Source organism: Natronorubrum daqingense (assembly GCF_001971705.1).
GTDB lineage: Archaea > Halobacteriota > Halobacteria > Halobacteriales > Natrialbaceae > Natronorubrum > Natronorubrum daqingense.
The window spans coordinates 43,801-58,999 of sequence record NZ_CP019328.1 but is presented as its reverse complement, the minus strand read 5'-3'; the positions used below and the strand labels follow the sequence as shown (position 1 = coordinate 58,999).

Here is a 15,199-nt window from a genome sequence, read left to right as displayed (position 1 = left end):
GTAACTTTTGTGGGTGTGGTATAGTGTGGTATGGTAACTTTTGTGGGTGTGGTATGGTGGGGTGTGGTAACTGCTGTGGGTGTGGTAACGGCTGTGGGAATGTCTCAGTCGACGCCACCTGCGGTTTCGAAGAATTCGGCGAGCACCGTCTGGAGCCCTTTTCTGAGGTGTTGGTGCATCGTCGGGGGAGAGACGTCCATCGCTTCGGCGATTTCCTCGCCGGTGCTTTCGCGAGGCCAATCGAAAAAGCCGCTGTAGTAGGCCAAGCGCAACGTCGTGAGTTGCCGGTCTGTGAGTTGATCGAGGATGCGATTCCGACGCTCGGCGGCCGTTTGGACCGAGCGATCGACTTCCCGTCTGGCGACCAGTTCGGTATTTTCGTAGATTACGGTGAGCGCATCTGCGATCTCTCGAACGTCCGCGTTCTGTGAGATTTCGATGACGCAGGTTCCAACGCCGTCTTCGACGGTTACGTCTCGTATCGTCGCGCCGTGATTCGCAAGTGCTCGGACACCCGACTCGGTGAGTCGAATCTCGAGCGTGCAGTTGTCTCCGCCGTCGTGAATGAGTCTGGAGCGTTCGATCGAGTGGTGGTCGTCCGCGGCTTCGAGTACGGTCTCGCCGCTGATGCCGTCTATCGTTACGTACTGGACAGTGCGCCCGCTCGAGGTCGTGCCGGCCCACTCGAGTGAGCACGTACAGTCGTACGCTTCCGAGAGGTCGAAGGAGAACGTGTTGCCACCATCGATCTGAAACTCGAGTTCGACGACGGTATCGGCGAACAGCAACTGTCGGTTTTTGACGGCCATGATCGTGAATCCGATCGTTTCGCCGAGTAACACGAACGCGGCGAGTTCGTCGTTGGTGAACGCCTCGTCGCGTCTCGATAACACCGTCAGGACGCCGTAGCTCGACTCGTTGTGAGTGACGGGAACGGTTATTGCCGAGTTGACGTCGTCTTCACGAGCACCCTGGCGTAGTGGCTCGGGGACCGAGTCGTTCGATTGCATATCGGTGACAGTGTGAATGCTCTCCGTCCGAATTGCTTGCTGGCCGATCCACTCGGGGCCGGTCGTGAGTTCGCTTCGTGTCTCGAGGACCGATTCTGCACTACCGGAGCCGGTTCGATACGAGAGTGATCCATCACCCGCCCGTTCGGCGATCCACGACCCACAGTACAGTTCGGAATCGACGAGGTGGGCACAGACGTCGCGTTCGATCGTGTCTCGCGAGGGCGCTTCGACTAACGTGTCGATTACCTGCCCCACGACGGTGCTGATTCGACTGATCGTCTCGAGTTGGTCCTGTCGGGATCGCAGTTCCCGTTCCCGACGCACCCGTTCGGTGACGTCTCTGGCGAGCCAAATGACGGCCCGTTGCTCTTCGATCCGTTCGTCGATCGGAACCACTCGTGCTTCGTAGCGACGCTCTCCCTGGTGCGTTCGTGCCGGATACTCGATGGTTCGAATGTCACCGCTCTCAAGTGTGTCTTGCAGACACTGACCGAGTCGCTCGGCTGTCTCCGCTGGAAAGACGTCATCGAGGCTGGACCCGACTAACTCTTCGGGAGGGACGGAGTACAACGCTGCAGCGTCCTCGTGGATCTTCGCTTCGAGATACGTCTGGTCTTCACTGATGACGAACGCCTCGTCGGGGAGTTCGTTCGCGAGGATTCGGTGGTAGTGGTCTTCGAGTGAACGGTCTCCGTATGCCGTTTCGACGGCGTCGAGAAGCAACTCGAGTGGATCTTCGTCTGCGTCGACCGGAATGTACTCGGTTGCGTTCGCTCGCAAAGCGGTAACTGCGTGTGCTTCGTTTTGGCAGTCCGGAACGACGATCGTCGGAATGGTTGGTGCAACTCGCTGGCAACGCTCGAGGATCGATGCGGTCTCCGAGGGAGTCACGTGTTCGAGGACAAACGCGAGGACGGCGTCGTTTGCGTCGCCCCCATCCTCGTCTCCGTCCCCGTTCTCGTCCCTGTCCCTGTCCGGCGAACTGAATTCGGTCTCTGGAGTGAGGGTCGACTCGAGTGCCGACGACGGGGTCGTCACTCGAACGCTGTAGGGGGTCTTCTCCCGGAGTCGAGACTGCAACGGACTCGACTGGGTCGTCGTCACGTGGATGATCGATCCGACTCGATTCTCGTCGGGCATGTACTATCAGCTATGTTCGCGATTACTCGGCCGGTGCCGCCTTTCTGAGCAAATGGTGCATCAGAATAAAAGGCTACTGGTCCACACCCTCTCCAATACTGACACTGCTGGCGAATTTTCGCCCGGCGATAGCTAACAGTATATATTGCTAATATATGATAGCTACTCTTGTCTGAAGTAGGGTATGTATCTCAGGTGATACGACCTCGTCATCTCTGCCGTGGCGTGTCACGCGACGCACCGTCTCCACATTCCACAACGCTCCACTTTCTACACATTCTACACAGTGTACACTGTGTAACGATCGGCCGCCTGAGTGCCAGGGGCGACACTCGCGAATCCCTGCAGTGAAACCCCTTCTCCACGGTCAAACTATCGTTTCTCGGATCCGAATCGGTGCGAGCACGTCGCTGGTCGTACTCACGGCCAGTACCTCAAACTCGAGGTGTTGTTCCAAGCGGCCACCGTCCCCGCTAAAACCGGTGTCGGATCGTGGTGTGGCGGCGTCGCCGCCGAACTACAGTTCGCCCTGTTCTTTGAGGTCCTCGATGATGTCGTCGACGAACGACTCGGCGTCGTCGTACGGGAAGTCACCGCCCGAGGTCTTCGTGTTCAGTTCCATCGCGGTCATCGAGAAGTCTCCCGACTCGAATTTCGTCCCTGGGCCATTCGGCAGGGCCGGGACGAGGTCCATTGGGCTCGAGATTGGGTAATCGGCTTCTTCGAATGCATCGACCATTTGCTCGCGGATTTCGGATTCGTCTGCCATTGCGCATGGTAGTACCCTCTGATAAATAATAAATTTGCAGGTAGTTCTTTCCAGCTCACCCGGTGTTGTATTACAGGTGACACATTCGGGAGCCAGAGATCGGAGTAGCGCTTCGAATTCGACGATCGTTACTGTTGAAGGTGGATCGTTACGGTTGAAGGGGTAGAGTCACTGTGAGAGGGGGCAGAGCACTGTTGGTGAGGGAGAGTATGCTCGAGCGCTCTTGGGTTACCGATCGAACGGTTCGCCGAGTGCCTCGAGGTCGATGTGTTCTTCCACGAGTGCCCCGGCCCGGTCGTAGGGTGTCGACCCGTTCGTGCCAGCCGAATCTCCGCCGGATCCGTCGTCGGCAGTTATCCGCATCTGCCGGTCGATACCGGCGTTCTCGGCCACCGTCGAAAGGAATGCCGATCGAACCGACTCGTTGTCGAAGAGACCGTGGAGATACGTGCCGAGAACCGATCCTTGCGCGGCACTCGAGTCGCCGATAGGTTGGCCCACGGGTGCTGTTACGCGCGTCCGTCCGGCGTGGATCTCGTACCCCGATACCGGCCCGTCGACGCCGTCGAGAAGCCTCGATCCGTCGCCGTCGACGGTGATAGCCGTTTGCTCGAGGTGTTTTCCCGCCTCGAATTCAGTCTCGACTGGAAGTAGCCCGAACCCGTCGACGACGTCGACTGTCCCGGTGCCCTCGAGCGATGCGTTCGTGATCCGTTCGCCGAGCATCTGGTAGCCGCCACAGAGACCGACGATCGGCCCGTCGAACCGTTCGAGTGCGGCTCCGAATCCCACGTCGTGGAGTCTGTGAAGGTCGTCGACGGTATTTTTCGACCCTGGCAACACGACGGCGTCGGCGTCTGCGAGTTCGTCCTCGACTGCACGCTCCTCGAGGGGCACGAACGCGACGGAAACGCCCGGTTCGTCGGCCAGCGCTTCGAGGTCCGTCGCGTTGGAAATCCGGGGAAGGCGAGGGACAGCGACTCTGAGCCGTCGCTCGGGCGAAACGCCGTCGTCGTCGCCGAGCACGCCGCGTTCGTCCGTCGCTGGAAGCCCGACGCTGTCTTCTTCTGGCAGCCCCGGATCGTCGTAGGGGACGACGCCCAAAATTGGCACGCCGGTCTTCGCTTCGATTTCCTCGATTCCGGGCTCGAGCAGCGACGGGTCGCCTCTGAATTTGGTGATGACCGCGCCGACGACCCGCTCGCGAAGGGAGTCGGGCAGGAGTTCGATGGTGCCATAGAGGCTGGCGAACGCCCCGCCGCGTTCGATGTCGACTAACAGGAGGATGTCGGCGTCGGCAAAGCGCGCCGTCTCGACGTTCGCGAGGTCGCGGTCGTGGAGATTGATCTCGCCGATGCTCCCGGCACCCTCCGCGATCACGACCTCGTGCTCGCTCGCGAGCCGTCGATAGGAGCGTTCGGCCGCGGCGCGCGCGTCCTCCCAGTAGTCGTCGTAGTAGGTGCCGGCCGGGACGTGCTCGTGGGCCACGCCCTGTACGACGAGTTGACTTTCGCCGTCGCCGCGGGGCTTGAGCAACACTGGGTTGCAGTCCGTCGTGGGCGTCATCCGGGCCGCTCGAGCCTGCACGAACTGCGAGACGCCGATCTCGCCCCACTGGTCACGCTGAGCTTGCGTTCCACTCTGTCCCTGTTGTGGCTGCTGTTCTCGCTGTTCCTGCTGTCCCTGTTGTCCCTGCTGTTCTCGCTGTTCATGCTGTCCCTGTTGTCCCTGCTGTTCTCGCTGTCCCTGCTGTGTCTCGACGGGCCGACTAGCGGTTTCGTCCGACGCGCCTTCGGCTCGAACGACGACGCGGGCGTTGTTGCTCATGTTCTGTCCCTTGAAGGGGGCGACCGAGACGCCTCGATCGGCGAGCATTCGACAGAGGCCGGCGGCGATGGTGGACTTGCCGACGTGGCTCGCCGTCCCGGCGACGAGAAGGGTTCGTGTCATCCGCGTTGACGATACTCGGCCGTCGTGTGGTATCGTCCTACCGGTTTCACTCGAGCCATCGTCGTACTATCCGTCCACTTATCGAGCGACGATTATTCGTCGTCGTAGTCGTCGTCAGCGCCGGGTTCCGGCGGCTGTCCGTCTTCGAACTCGAGTCGCTCGCCGTCGTGTGGTTCGATGTGGCTCAGAATGTCGTGTGGGACGTAGCCGATGTTATATCCGTCTTCGTTGTGGAGAACGACGCCGTGTTCGTACTCCCGAAAGTCGAAGCAGTTGATCTCCTCGTAGGTGTTTCCCGGTTTGTAGACGACCTTCATACGGAATAGGTCACCAGATTGGCTCGTTTCGATACGGCTTGCAGGTGAAGGCAGCTTTCGAACGCGAGCAACCGACGCCGGTCGATTCAACCCGTACGCACGGTCTCACTTGCCGACTCGAGTCCGTTTCTCCCATCGCGGTCCGGCGCGACTCGAGAGCACGATACCGACTGCGCCGAACCCGACGCCCGCGACGCTCAGCGTCACCGCGACGGCTCCGGTCGGCGGAACCACCACGAACCCGGCGACGAGCGTCGGGACGAGCACGACGCCGACGCCGAGAGTGAACAGCGAGAACCGTACGGCGTCGAAGAGGAACTCGTTCGGATCGAAGCCGGCGATGTAGACCGTCAGGCCGTAGTAATACAGCGCGTAGCCCGCGAGCAAGATCGCGCCGACGACGGCGTCGACGAGCGTCGCGTCGAACCAGAGCACGGCTGCGAGATACGGCACGGCGACGGTCGGCGCGCCGACGACGACGAACGCGATTCGCTTCGCCCGGAACACGTCCGAAATCGAGACGGGGTAGGCGAGGTACGCCTCGAGCGAGTCGAACTGGGTCAGCCAGTTGTAGGTCGTAAACGCCGTCAGTCCGAGCACGCCGCCGAAGAAGATGCCGGGCGCGGGCGAGATGCCGGTTATCGAGTCGACGACGCCGACGAGCGCGGCGACGAGCGCGAGGAGGATGGTCGCCGAGACGAACGGCTTCGCGACTCCGCCGGACGATCGGGCCAGGTCGAGCAGCGTCTTCGAGACGAGCGCCCGCGTGTTGTCGGCGCGCAGGGGCAATGCGGCGCTCAGGCGTGCGAACCGGTCACCGGCCGTTCTCGAGGGCCGCCCGTACGTCGGATCGTACAGCGTGAGCGAGCCGACGCTGACGAGGACGACGCCCGCGGCGAGACCGCCGGCACCGAGCAGCGTCCCCTCGAGGGGGACGAACGCGTTCCAGGCGACACTGCTGAAACCGCCGGCCCAGAGGCCGACGACGCCGAGGACCGCTCCGCCGCCGATCGCCCACGTCGGCACGCCTTGGGTTCGAACGGCGATCATCGCGACGGTCAGGGCCATGCCGGCGGCGAACGTGAGCGTGAGCGAGAGCCACATCGCGGCCACGGCGAGTGGTGCGTCGCCAGCAGAGCCGACGAGGACGGCGTTGCTGAGCGCCATCGGCAGCACGAACGCGACCGCGTAGAACAACCCGTCCTTGAGGAGGAAGATGCCGAGCAGCCGTCGTCGCGAGAGCGGGAGCGTCGTCGAGGTCGAGAGGACGAGCGAGAGTCGCCCGAACACGTTCTCGAGCATGTCCGAACCGGCGAAGCCAGCGGTCCCGCTGTAGAGTCCGAAGCCGAGTGCGAGCACGTGGAGGCCGGTTACAATCGTTCCGGCTGCGGTGCCCGTCTCGAGCAGCGCGATCGTCGCACTGACGGCGAGGACGGCGATAACGGCCGGGAAGAGCGCGAAGCGCCAGCCGCCGAACAGCTGGGTGTGGAGTCGCCACTCCTCCCTGAGGAGCGTCGCGAACAGCCGCCACGCGGTCGTTCCGCGTCGGGTGGTGGCCTCGCGTTGGGCAATCGGCTGCTGTGGGGATTCTGTCATCGTTTGGCGGGCGCCTCGAGTCCCTCGAGCGACGGTGCGTCGCGAACGTCTTCGCCCTCGACACGCTCGAGGAACACGTCCAGAAGCGAGTCGTCCCCGAGTGGCTCGCTGTCAGCGCTGCCACCGCTGACGGCGCTCGAATCGCCCTCGAGCGAGCGTTCGGTGACGATGCGGCCGTCGGCGACGATGCCGACGCGCGTACAGATTTCCTCCGCGACGTCGATGTTGTGCGTCGAGACGAAGACGGCGTTGTCGCCGGCCGCGTAGGAGACGAGGAACCGTTTGACCTGCTCCTGGACGAGTGGATCCAGATTCGCGAGGGGTTCGTCGATGAAGACGACGTCGGGTTCGTGGAGGAACGCCTGCGAGATCATTACCTTCTGTTGTTGGCCCCGCGAGAGGTCCGTGTGGAGCGTGTCGAGTTTGCTCTCGAACCCGAGTCGCTCGGCCCAGCGCGTCGTCCGTTCGGTGACTCGGTCGGGCTCGAGTCCGCGCACGTCGCCGACGAACTCGAGGAACTCTCGCGGCGTCAGGAAACTCGGCGGCGAGCCCTGTTCGGGGAGGATGCCGACCCGATGTCGGGTTTCGATCGGTTCCGCAGTGGGGTCGGTTCCGAGCACGCTGACTGTCCCCGAGTTCGGCTGAATCTGGCCCGTGAGCACGCGAATCGTCGTCGTCTTTCCGGCCCCGTTTGGTCCGAGAAAGCCGTAGAGTTCGCCCCGCTCGACGGTGAACGCCATTTCGTCTACTGCATCGACAGTTCCGTAGGACTTCGCCAACCCGTCGACTTGTATCACACCCATCGATTTACCGAACATTCGTTTTGATTGGTAATAATTGTGCTGGCATGAGATTATCCGACGACCGATCCCTCGAAACCCCTCGATACATCGTTGTGGGTCGTCTCACTCACCCCGTGAGCACCATGACCGGTAGCATGATCGCGACGCCGAGGGCGACGCCGACCAGTAACTCTCGGCGACCGCCTCCGGGAAGGTCTTCGCCGTACACGAGACCCTCCGGGAGGATGTCGTGGAGCACGAGGTAGATCATCGCTCCCGCGGCGAATCCGAAGCCCAACGGCAGGAAATCCCGCGCGACGGTGACGAAGACGTACGCGATTCCCGCGGCGACGGGTTGGGGAAGACTCGAGAAGACGGCCCAGCCGAAGAGCTTCCAATTGGGGAGCCCGTAGGTGTGTAAGGGAATCGCGACCGCGAGGCCTTCGGGAATGTTTTGAATCGAGATCGCGACCGTGATGAAGATGGCGAGGCCCGGCACGGCGAGTCCGGCGAGGACGATGTCGCCGTCGACCCCGAGATCGGCGAACGCAACGCCGAGGGCGACACCCTCCGGAAAGCTGTGAACGGTCAACACGCCGACGATGAGCACGAGCTTTTTGAAGTCGGCGTCGGGGATCTCTCGCGGCTTGAACTCGTGGTCCGCGATGACTCGATCGGCGACGATCACGAGTCCGACGCCGACGGTGAGGCCGGCACCGACCTGTCCAAGCGATCCCTCCTCGAGACCTTCGACGACGAATCCGAACAGCGACGCGAACAGCATGATCCCGCCGGCGAGTCCCCAGAGGACGACGGTGACCCTGTCGCTGATCTCGTCGACGACGAAAAACGGGAGCGTTCCGATCCCGCAGACGATCGCCGTAAAGAGACCCGCAGCGACGACGAGTCCGACGCCTTCGACGGCCATGTGTTCTGATACGTTCGCTTCAGTCGCAGGCGATTTTGCGTCTTTTTCACACTGCTCGAGACGCCCTGTACTCACACCGCCCGGGACGACCCCCGTCCGGTGACCCGTCCACCCTCCCTATCTGACGACCGTCACCGGTATCGGCGAGCGACGAACGACTTGCTCGGCGACGCTCCCCAGCAGGACGCGAGAGACGCCGGAACGGCCGTGGCTGCCGATGACGATCTGGTCGACGCCCTCCTCCTCGGCGAACTCGACGATCCGTCTCGCCGGGGTGCCCCGGACAGTCTCGGTCGAAATCGTCGCCTCGTGCTCGCCGGCGACCGACCGAGCCTCCTCGAGGAGGGTCTCGGCGTTCTCTTCTTCCAACTCGAGCACTCGTTCGATGTTGTACGCCGCGTCGCCGCCGTACATCGAGGCCGAGGGGTTGACGACGTGCAGTGCGGTAATCTCGGCGTCCGGAAACATCGTGATCGCGTGCTCGAGTGCGTCCTGTGCCGGTTCGGAGTCGTCCATCGGAACCAAGAGGTGCATAGGCGAGTATTCGATTAGCAACCGTATATATGGTGGGTGGAGTTCCCACGCTGTACAATTTCTACAATCGCAGAGAGGACCTAGAATTCGGTTCCCTGCCGCGCACGCTGGCCGTCGTCGATTGGATGTTTTTCTTTCCGAACGTTCGTAACTAGATCGGCGCGCTCCGTCAGGTAGGTTGGCTCGCTGTGGCTTCCGGAGAGGACGAGCTCGAGGCCGTCCGGTTTCGCGTCGAGCAGGTCGTGGACGTCCGCCTCGCTGAGCAGGTCACGGTCGACGGCGTAGAGAATTTCGTCTAAAATCAGCATGTGAGCACCCGCTTCGGGTGGTGCGTCGAGGTCGAGTGGTTCGGAGAGGTCCGCGTCGGTCGCCCCCTCGAGTAACTCGAGGGTGCGCTCGAAGCCGGCTCGAGCCTCTCGTTCGTGGTCCGCTTCGTCGCTGCCGTCGGCCATTCCGTGCCAGCCGTAGTGGCCGAGGTTCTCGTAGCTGATGCCGGGCAGGGCTTCGATGGCATTGTACTCGCCGCGGACGGCCTCGACGCTCGAAGCGCCGCCTTTCATGAACTGAAGGACGTGGACTCGATAGCCGTGACCGGCGGCGCGGACGCCCATGCCGAGCGTGGCCGTCGTCTTTCCTTTGCCGTCGCCCCACCAGACCTGTACGAGGCCGAACTCGTCGGGTGCGTCGGGTTCGATCGATTCAGCTTCGGGCGTTCGCCCCTGACCCGGCGTCTGGTCGATCACCGAATCAGAAGACTGTTCGTCGCTCATAGTCGGACAGTTGCGTCCAGTGTATTTGTAGGTGGTCACATCGCCATACTAGCAAACGCGTTGACAATTCGGACACGCCTGCTGGCGCTACCGACCAAACGAATCTTAGGGCTTCGCTCCTAACGTGCTCGCAGTATATGTCACTCGAGTACTCCGCGTCCGGCGAGACACCCGACACCGAGCGGGTTATCGGCGTCCTCGACGACGCCGACTGCCGGGCGATCATCGCGATACTCGAGGAGCCAAAGACCGCCTCAGAAATCGCAGACGAAGCCGAGTTGCCGCTCTCGACGGCGTATCGAAAATTGGATCGGTTGACAGATGCCGAGTTGGTGAGCGAAACGACTGGCGTGCGACGCGGTCGCCACCAGACGGCGCGGTACGTGGCGACGTTCGATCGAATCGCGATCACGCTCGACGGAAATCGGGAGTTCCGCGTCGATGTCGAGCACTCGAGGCCCCACTCGCTCGGACTCTGGGCGACGCTCACGCAAGTGTTCTGACGAAATTGGCGGACGGGAGATACCGCCCTTGCTTACTGATTCGACGCCTGGTCGTCGGCCGAGTCGATGTCGGGTTCGGGTTCGATCTCCGTCGCCGATGCTGCTTGCTCTGTGTCGCCCATATCTTCGCCTTCCTTGATCGCCTGGGCTTCCTGTTCCATCGCCTCGACGTCGATTTCGGTCTCTTCGATCTCGCCGACGATTTCGGCGATGTCGTTGAGCCCGATCAGCTCTTGGGTCTCCTCGTCGAAGTCGAGACTCTCGAGTTCGGTGTCGGCCTCCTGGACGTCGCTGCCCGAGAGGTGCTTGCCGTAGCGCCCGAGCATCGAGGACAGCTCCTGTGGCAAGACGAACGTCGTGGACTCGCTGGCTCCGATCTCCTCGAGGGTCTGCATGCCCTGGTCGATGATCGCGCGTTCGCCCATCGATTCGGCGGACCGAGCGCGAAGCACGGTCGAAATCGAGTCACCCTGCGCTTCGAGGATCTGACTCTGCTTTTCACCCTGTGCGCGGATGATCTCGCTTTGCTTGTCACCCTCCGCCTTTTCGACGGCGCTGCGGCGTTCACCCTGGGCCTCGAGGATCATCGCCCGTCGGCGTCGCTCGGCGGAGGTCTGTTCTTCCATCGCGCCTTTGACGCCTTGAGACGGCGTCACTTCGCGGACCTCGACGCTCTCGACGCGGATCCCCCACTCGTCGGTGGGTTCGTCGAGTTCCTGTCGGATTCGCTCGTTGATTCGTTCGCGGCGACTGAGCGTGTCGTCGAGTTCCATATCCCCGATGACCGCACGCAGGGTCGTCTGTGAGAGATTCGAGACGGCTCGCTTGTAGTCGTCGACCTCGAGGAACGCGCGTTTCGCGTCCATCACTCTGATGTAGACGACGGCGTCGGCCGTGACGGGCGAGTTGTCGCGCGTGATCGCCTCTTGACTGGGGACGTCGATCGTCTGCGTTCGCATGTCGAACGTATGCACTCGCGAGACGAACGGCGGAACGATGTTCAACCCCGGCTCGAGCAACTTTCTGTACTCCCCGAAAACCGTCAGTGCACCCCGGTTGTACGCGTCGACGATCTCGACCATCTGCCAGATGGTGATGACGACGAGTGCGAGCACGAGTGAGCCACCGACGAACAGCGGGTCCTCGAGTTGGAGGGGTGTGAGTGCCAGCACGTTCATTGTCGTATCCAGGGCTGGCAGCCCAATAACCATTGGGTTGCGTTATCGTGTGTGGTGTTGTCTAGGTGGGGCTTACCATCGAACCTCTCCACGGTTCTTTTTGCATGGGACCTCGTTATGGGAAACATAGACGACCTTGGCGGAGGAGATATTGGACTCTCACGTCGCCAAGGACGTGTTCGATACTGAATCTAATTTTGGAATGGCTTACTCATTATCTGAGGACATTATTTACATTTTACATATAGGGTGACATGACTGTTCATATTTGTCCAAATAACGATTTCAAAATGACAAATCGGCACTTTGATTGGGGAAGTCGTTATAAAAGGAGTCTATGATAGACCTTCTGATACTCCAGTCTGGCGTTCCAACAAGTGGTAGCGAGTTCGTAGATCAGTACGGACCTGCCCTCATCAGTGCAGCAACAACCGTACTGTTGTTCGTTCTGATGTTTGCTCTAACGTATTATCTCGGCAAAAAGGTACTCGTCAGAGCCACAGAACAATCGCTTCAATCACGTGGACTGAAAACGGGACTTGTCAGCCTTGCAGTCAGTGTTGTCAGTACGTTGGTCTTAGTTGCAGCGATTGCAGTGTCGGCCACCGTCGCCGGCTTCGGTGCCATTTTGACCGCCTTTGCGACACTCGCTGGTGCGTTAGCACTCGGCCTCAGCTTCGCTGCACAGGATTTGATCAGCAACTTTGTTTCTGGTGTCTTCATTATCAAAGACGAACCATTCAAAGTAGGGGACTGGATCGAGTGGGACGGAAACGAGGGAATCGTCAAAAAGATCAACCTCCGTGTGACACAGGTTGAGACGTTCGATAACGAACTCGTGACGGTTCCAAACAACCAACTCGCTACGTCCGTCGTTACGAATTCCGTTGCTAATGAGACGCTTCGTGTCTCCTGTGACTTCGGAATTAGCTACGATGACGATATCACAATCGCACGTGAAGCGATCATCGAGACGGCTTCGAGTATCGAGGGTGTTCTTGCTGATCCCGAACCTGCAGCCCCAGTCACAGAATTGGGTGATTCAGCTGTTGTGCTTACTGGTCGTGTGTGGATCGAGCCTCGCAAACACAGCGCTGCCGCAATCGAAGCTGCGTTTCGTGAAGCAGTGAAGCAGCGCTTCGATGCTGAAGGAATTGATATGCCGTACGCTCATACGACTCTCACTGGCGGTATTGAACTCGAGACGAATCGAGAAGCCAGCGTGGTCAGTTCCTCCACAGAGTAGCCGTCCCCTGGTACTGTCTTGGGGTTCGACTCGCATATTTGGGTCGAACCCTCGAAAATTGGGTTTTACCGTATATCGTAGAGAATGAGTGTCCGTTCGACTTTGAGTACGAACGGTCTCACGGACGAACGCGGACGGGCCATTAGACCAGCAGCTGAATATCGGATTCGGCCATGTGCTGTAACGCGGTGGCCGCACCGACGCCCGTCGTGACGCCGTCGTAGAAGTCCTCTTCGTCGTAGTCCATCAGTTCGATCGTCATCTGGCACGCCTGGAGGTCGACGCCGCTCTCGAGTGAGAGGTCGATGAGTTCCTCGATGGTGGCCGTGCCGTTCTCGTCGATCTTCTTTTCCATCATTCGCGTGGCCATGCGGTCCATGCCCGGAATCGCGGCGAGTGCGTTCGGAACCGGCATGTTCGGGTTGCCGACGGCACTCAGTTTGAGGGTCTTCGATTTCTCCTCGTGGAGAATGTCGAGTCCCCAAAAGGTGTGGAAGACGATGACCTCCCAGCCGAACGCGGCGGCCGTGCTCCCGAGGATCAGCGGCGGATACGCCATATCGAAACTTCCCTGGGTAGCGACGATGACCATCTTCTTCTGTCCGTCACCGCCGTCCAATGTGGCCATCGACGCCTCGAGTTCGTCGACTCGTTCGCGAAGTTCCGCTAACTCGGCGGGGTCGAGCTCTGCGCCGGTCTCGGTCTCGTCGGTCGTCGTCACCGGTTCGTCCGTACTCATGTTACGGTGCCTTCTCGACGTAATGGATGTAGAGGTCTCCGTCCTCGACCTGCTCGAGGAGTTCGACTCCGTCGGTGCCGTCGGCCCAGCCCTGCATGTCGCTCATGCTGCCCGAATCGGTCGATACGACCTCGAGAACAGCGCCGTCCTCGAGATTGTCGATCGCTTGCTTGGTTTTGACGATGGGCATCGGGCACGACTGTCCTTTCACGTCGAGCGTCTCCGTGGTATCGTATTCCGAACTCATGGATTATTTCTCTGCTCTGTATTGGAGCTACTACACAATATCGTAGCCGACCATAAAAGGATATCGCTATTGCACAGTGAGAAATATCTGTGGACGGTTGGTCACCGCCAGTCTATAAATTACGCCACCTATGGCCTTTTCTTGTACGACCTATCGATTACCGGGCCAAGGGTATTGTGCAATAGGTGGAATACCTTGCAAACTCTTAAGTGCTCACGGATGGTACTGTGTCGTGAACGACATGGACGATATGGACTTTCCAGTGCCGGACGCCGACGTCGAATCGGTGACACCAGCCGAGCTTAAAGGGCGTATCGACGCGGGTGAGGACGTAACGCTTCTCGACGCCCGAATGGAGTCGGACTACGAGGAGTGGCGCATCAACGGAGAGACGGTTTCGTCGATTAACGTCCCGTACTTCCAGTTCTTGGACGAAGAGATCGACGGCGACGTTCTTGCACAGATACCCGACGACCGCGAAGTCACGGTGCTCTGTGCGAAAGGCGGCGCCAGCGAATTCGTCGCCGGTTCGCTCAAAGAAGCGGGCTACGACGTCAACCACCTCGAGGAGGGGATGAACGGCTGGGCGCGCATCTACGAGGCCGTCGAAGTCGAGCGCTACGACGGTGCGGGGACGCTCTATCAGTACCAGCGCCCCTCTTCTGGTTGTCTCGGCTACCTCGTCGTCGACGACGGCGAAGCGGCCGTCATCGATCCGCTGCGTGCGTTTACCGATCGCTATCTCGAGGACGCCGCGGAACTGAGTTCCACGAGCCCTGTCTCGCAAGCTCGACAGGACGCCACAGAACTCGACGTCGATTTGAAGTACGCCATCGACACGCACATCCACGCGGACCACATCTCGGGCCTTCGAACCCTCGTCGAAGAGGGCGTCGAGGGCGTCGTTCCCGCGGCCGCAGTCGACCGCGGCGTCACCTACGCCGACGAGATGACCCGCGCGGAGGACGGCGACGAGTTCCAGGTCGGCGACGTCACCATCGAGACTGTCTCCACGCCCGGCCACACGTCCGGGATGACCTCGTACCTGATCGACGACTCGCTGCTCGCCACCGGCGACACGCTGTTCGTCGAAAGTGTCGCCAGACCCGACCTCGAAGACGGCGACGAGGGAGCCCAAGACGCCGCAAAACAGCTCTACGAGTCCCTGCAGGAGCGCGTACTTTCGCTCCCCGACGAGACGCTCGTCGGCGGCGCGCACGTCAGTGACTCCGCCGTCCCCGCCGAAGACGGCACGTACACGGCACCGATCGGCCAACTCGAGGAGGACATGGCCGCCCTGACGATGAACGAAGACGAGTTCGTCGAGTTGATTCTCTCGGACATGCCGCCGCGTCCGGCCAACTACGAGGAGATAATCGCAACGAACCTCGGTCAGCGAGAGACCGGCGACGAGGAGGCGTTCGAACTCGAGCTCGGCCCGAACAACTGCGCCGCCAGCCAGGAGTCGCTGGCCGGTGACTAACATC

The 15,199-nt window shown here is 60.9% G+C and carries 15 protein-coding genes; 3 read left to right on the top strand and 12 right to left on the bottom strand.

What is annotated here, in order from left to right; genetic code table 11:
• Positions 1–104: 104 nt before the first annotated feature.
• The 9 genes from BB347_RS16770 to BB347_RS16730 form a co-directional block, all read right to left on the bottom strand.
• The gene (locus BB347_RS16770; RefSeq protein ID WP_076583582.1) at positions 105–2,153 is read right to left on the bottom strand and encodes a bacterio-opsin activator domain-containing protein; all 2,049 of its coding nucleotides are present in this window, start codon (positions 2,151–2,153) and stop codon (positions 105–107) included.
• A 517-nt stretch (positions 2,154–2,670) separates the two neighbouring features.
• Positions 2,671–2,922 (bottom strand): MTH865 family protein, encoded by a 252-nt coding sequence (locus tag BB347_RS16765; protein ID WP_076583580.1) that lies wholly within the window; start codon positions 2,920–2,922, stop codon positions 2,671–2,673.
• A gap of 228 nt (positions 2,923–3,150) precedes the next feature.
• Positions 3,151–4,872: a cobyric acid synthase gene (locus BB347_RS16760; RefSeq protein ID WP_076583578.1), complete on the bottom strand. Its 1,722-nt coding sequence runs from the start codon at positions 4,870–4,872 to the stop codon at positions 3,151–3,153.
• 92 nt (positions 4,873–4,964) lie between these two features.
• Positions 4,965–5,189 (bottom strand): hypothetical protein, encoded by a 225-nt coding sequence (locus BB347_RS16755; RefSeq protein ID WP_076583576.1) that lies wholly within the window; start codon positions 5,187–5,189, stop codon positions 4,965–4,967.
• 105 nt (positions 5,190–5,294) lie between these two features.
• Positions 5,295–6,785: a hypothetical protein gene (locus BB347_RS16750; protein ID WP_076583574.1), complete on the bottom strand. Its 1,491-nt coding sequence runs from the start codon at positions 6,783–6,785 to the stop codon at positions 5,295–5,297.
• Positions 6,782–7,588: an ABC transporter ATP-binding protein gene (locus BB347_RS16745; protein ID WP_076583573.1), complete on the bottom strand. Its 807-nt coding sequence runs from the start codon at positions 7,586–7,588 to the stop codon at positions 6,782–6,784. Before BB347_RS16745 ends, BB347_RS16750 begins: the two co-directional genes overlap by 4 nt.
• A 106-nt stretch (positions 7,589–7,694) precedes the next feature.
• Positions 7,695–8,495 (bottom strand): ZIP family metal transporter, encoded by an 801-nt coding sequence (locus tag BB347_RS16740; protein WP_076583571.1) that lies wholly within the window; start codon positions 8,493–8,495, stop codon positions 7,695–7,697.
• 117 nt (positions 8,496–8,612) lie between these two features.
• Positions 8,613–9,029 carry a universal stress protein gene (locus BB347_RS16735; protein WP_076583569.1) on the bottom strand — a complete coding sequence of 139 codons (417 nt, stop codon included), beginning with the start codon at positions 9,027–9,029 and terminating at the stop codon, positions 8,613–8,615.
• Between the two features lie 80 nt (positions 9,030–9,109).
• Positions 9,110–9,799 (bottom strand): cob(I)yrinic acid a,c-diamide adenosyltransferase, encoded by a 690-nt coding sequence (locus BB347_RS16730; protein WP_076583568.1) that lies wholly within the window; start codon positions 9,797–9,799, stop codon positions 9,110–9,112.
• A gap of 137 nt (positions 9,800–9,936) precedes the next feature.
• Here BB347_RS16730 and BB347_RS16725 point away from each other — a divergent pair, with 137 nt between their 5' ends.
• Positions 9,937–10,302 (top strand): winged helix-turn-helix domain-containing protein, encoded by a 366-nt coding sequence (locus BB347_RS16725; RefSeq protein ID WP_076583566.1) that lies wholly within the window; start codon positions 9,937–9,939, stop codon positions 10,300–10,302.
• Positions 10,303–10,334: 32 nt separating this feature from the next.
• Here BB347_RS16725 and BB347_RS16720 read toward each other — a convergent pair whose 3' ends face one another.
• On the bottom strand, positions 10,335–11,480 hold the full coding sequence (locus BB347_RS16720) for an SPFH domain-containing protein (protein ID WP_076583565.1): 1,146 nt from the start codon (positions 11,478–11,480) through the stop codon (positions 10,335–10,337).
• Between the two features lie 337 nt (positions 11,481–11,817).
• Here BB347_RS16720 and BB347_RS16715 point away from each other — a divergent pair, with 337 nt between their 5' ends.
• Positions 11,818–12,726, top strand: coding sequence for a mechanosensitive ion channel family protein (locus BB347_RS16715; protein WP_076583563.1), 909 nt, complete (start codon positions 11,818–11,820; stop codon positions 12,724–12,726).
• Between the two features lie 142 nt (positions 12,727–12,868).
• Here BB347_RS16715 and BB347_RS16710 read toward each other — a convergent pair whose 3' ends face one another.
• Positions 12,869–13,465, bottom strand: coding sequence for a DsrE/DsrF/DrsH-like family protein (locus BB347_RS16710; protein WP_076583562.1), 597 nt, complete (start codon positions 13,463–13,465; stop codon positions 12,869–12,871).
• Position 13,466: 1 nt separating this feature from the next.
• Positions 13,467–13,712 (bottom strand): sulfurtransferase TusA family protein, encoded by a 246-nt coding sequence (locus BB347_RS16705; RefSeq protein ID WP_076583560.1) that lies wholly within the window; start codon positions 13,710–13,712, stop codon positions 13,467–13,469.
• 241 nt (positions 13,713–13,953) lie between these two features.
• On the opposite strand from BB347_RS16705, the gene BB347_RS16700 reads away from it, so the two are divergent.
• Complete coding sequence (locus BB347_RS16700; RefSeq protein WP_076583559.1) at positions 13,954–15,195, top strand: MBL fold metallo-hydrolase; 1,242 nt, start codon at positions 13,954–13,956, stop codon at positions 15,193–15,195.
• Positions 15,196–15,199: the final 4 nt, after the last annotated feature.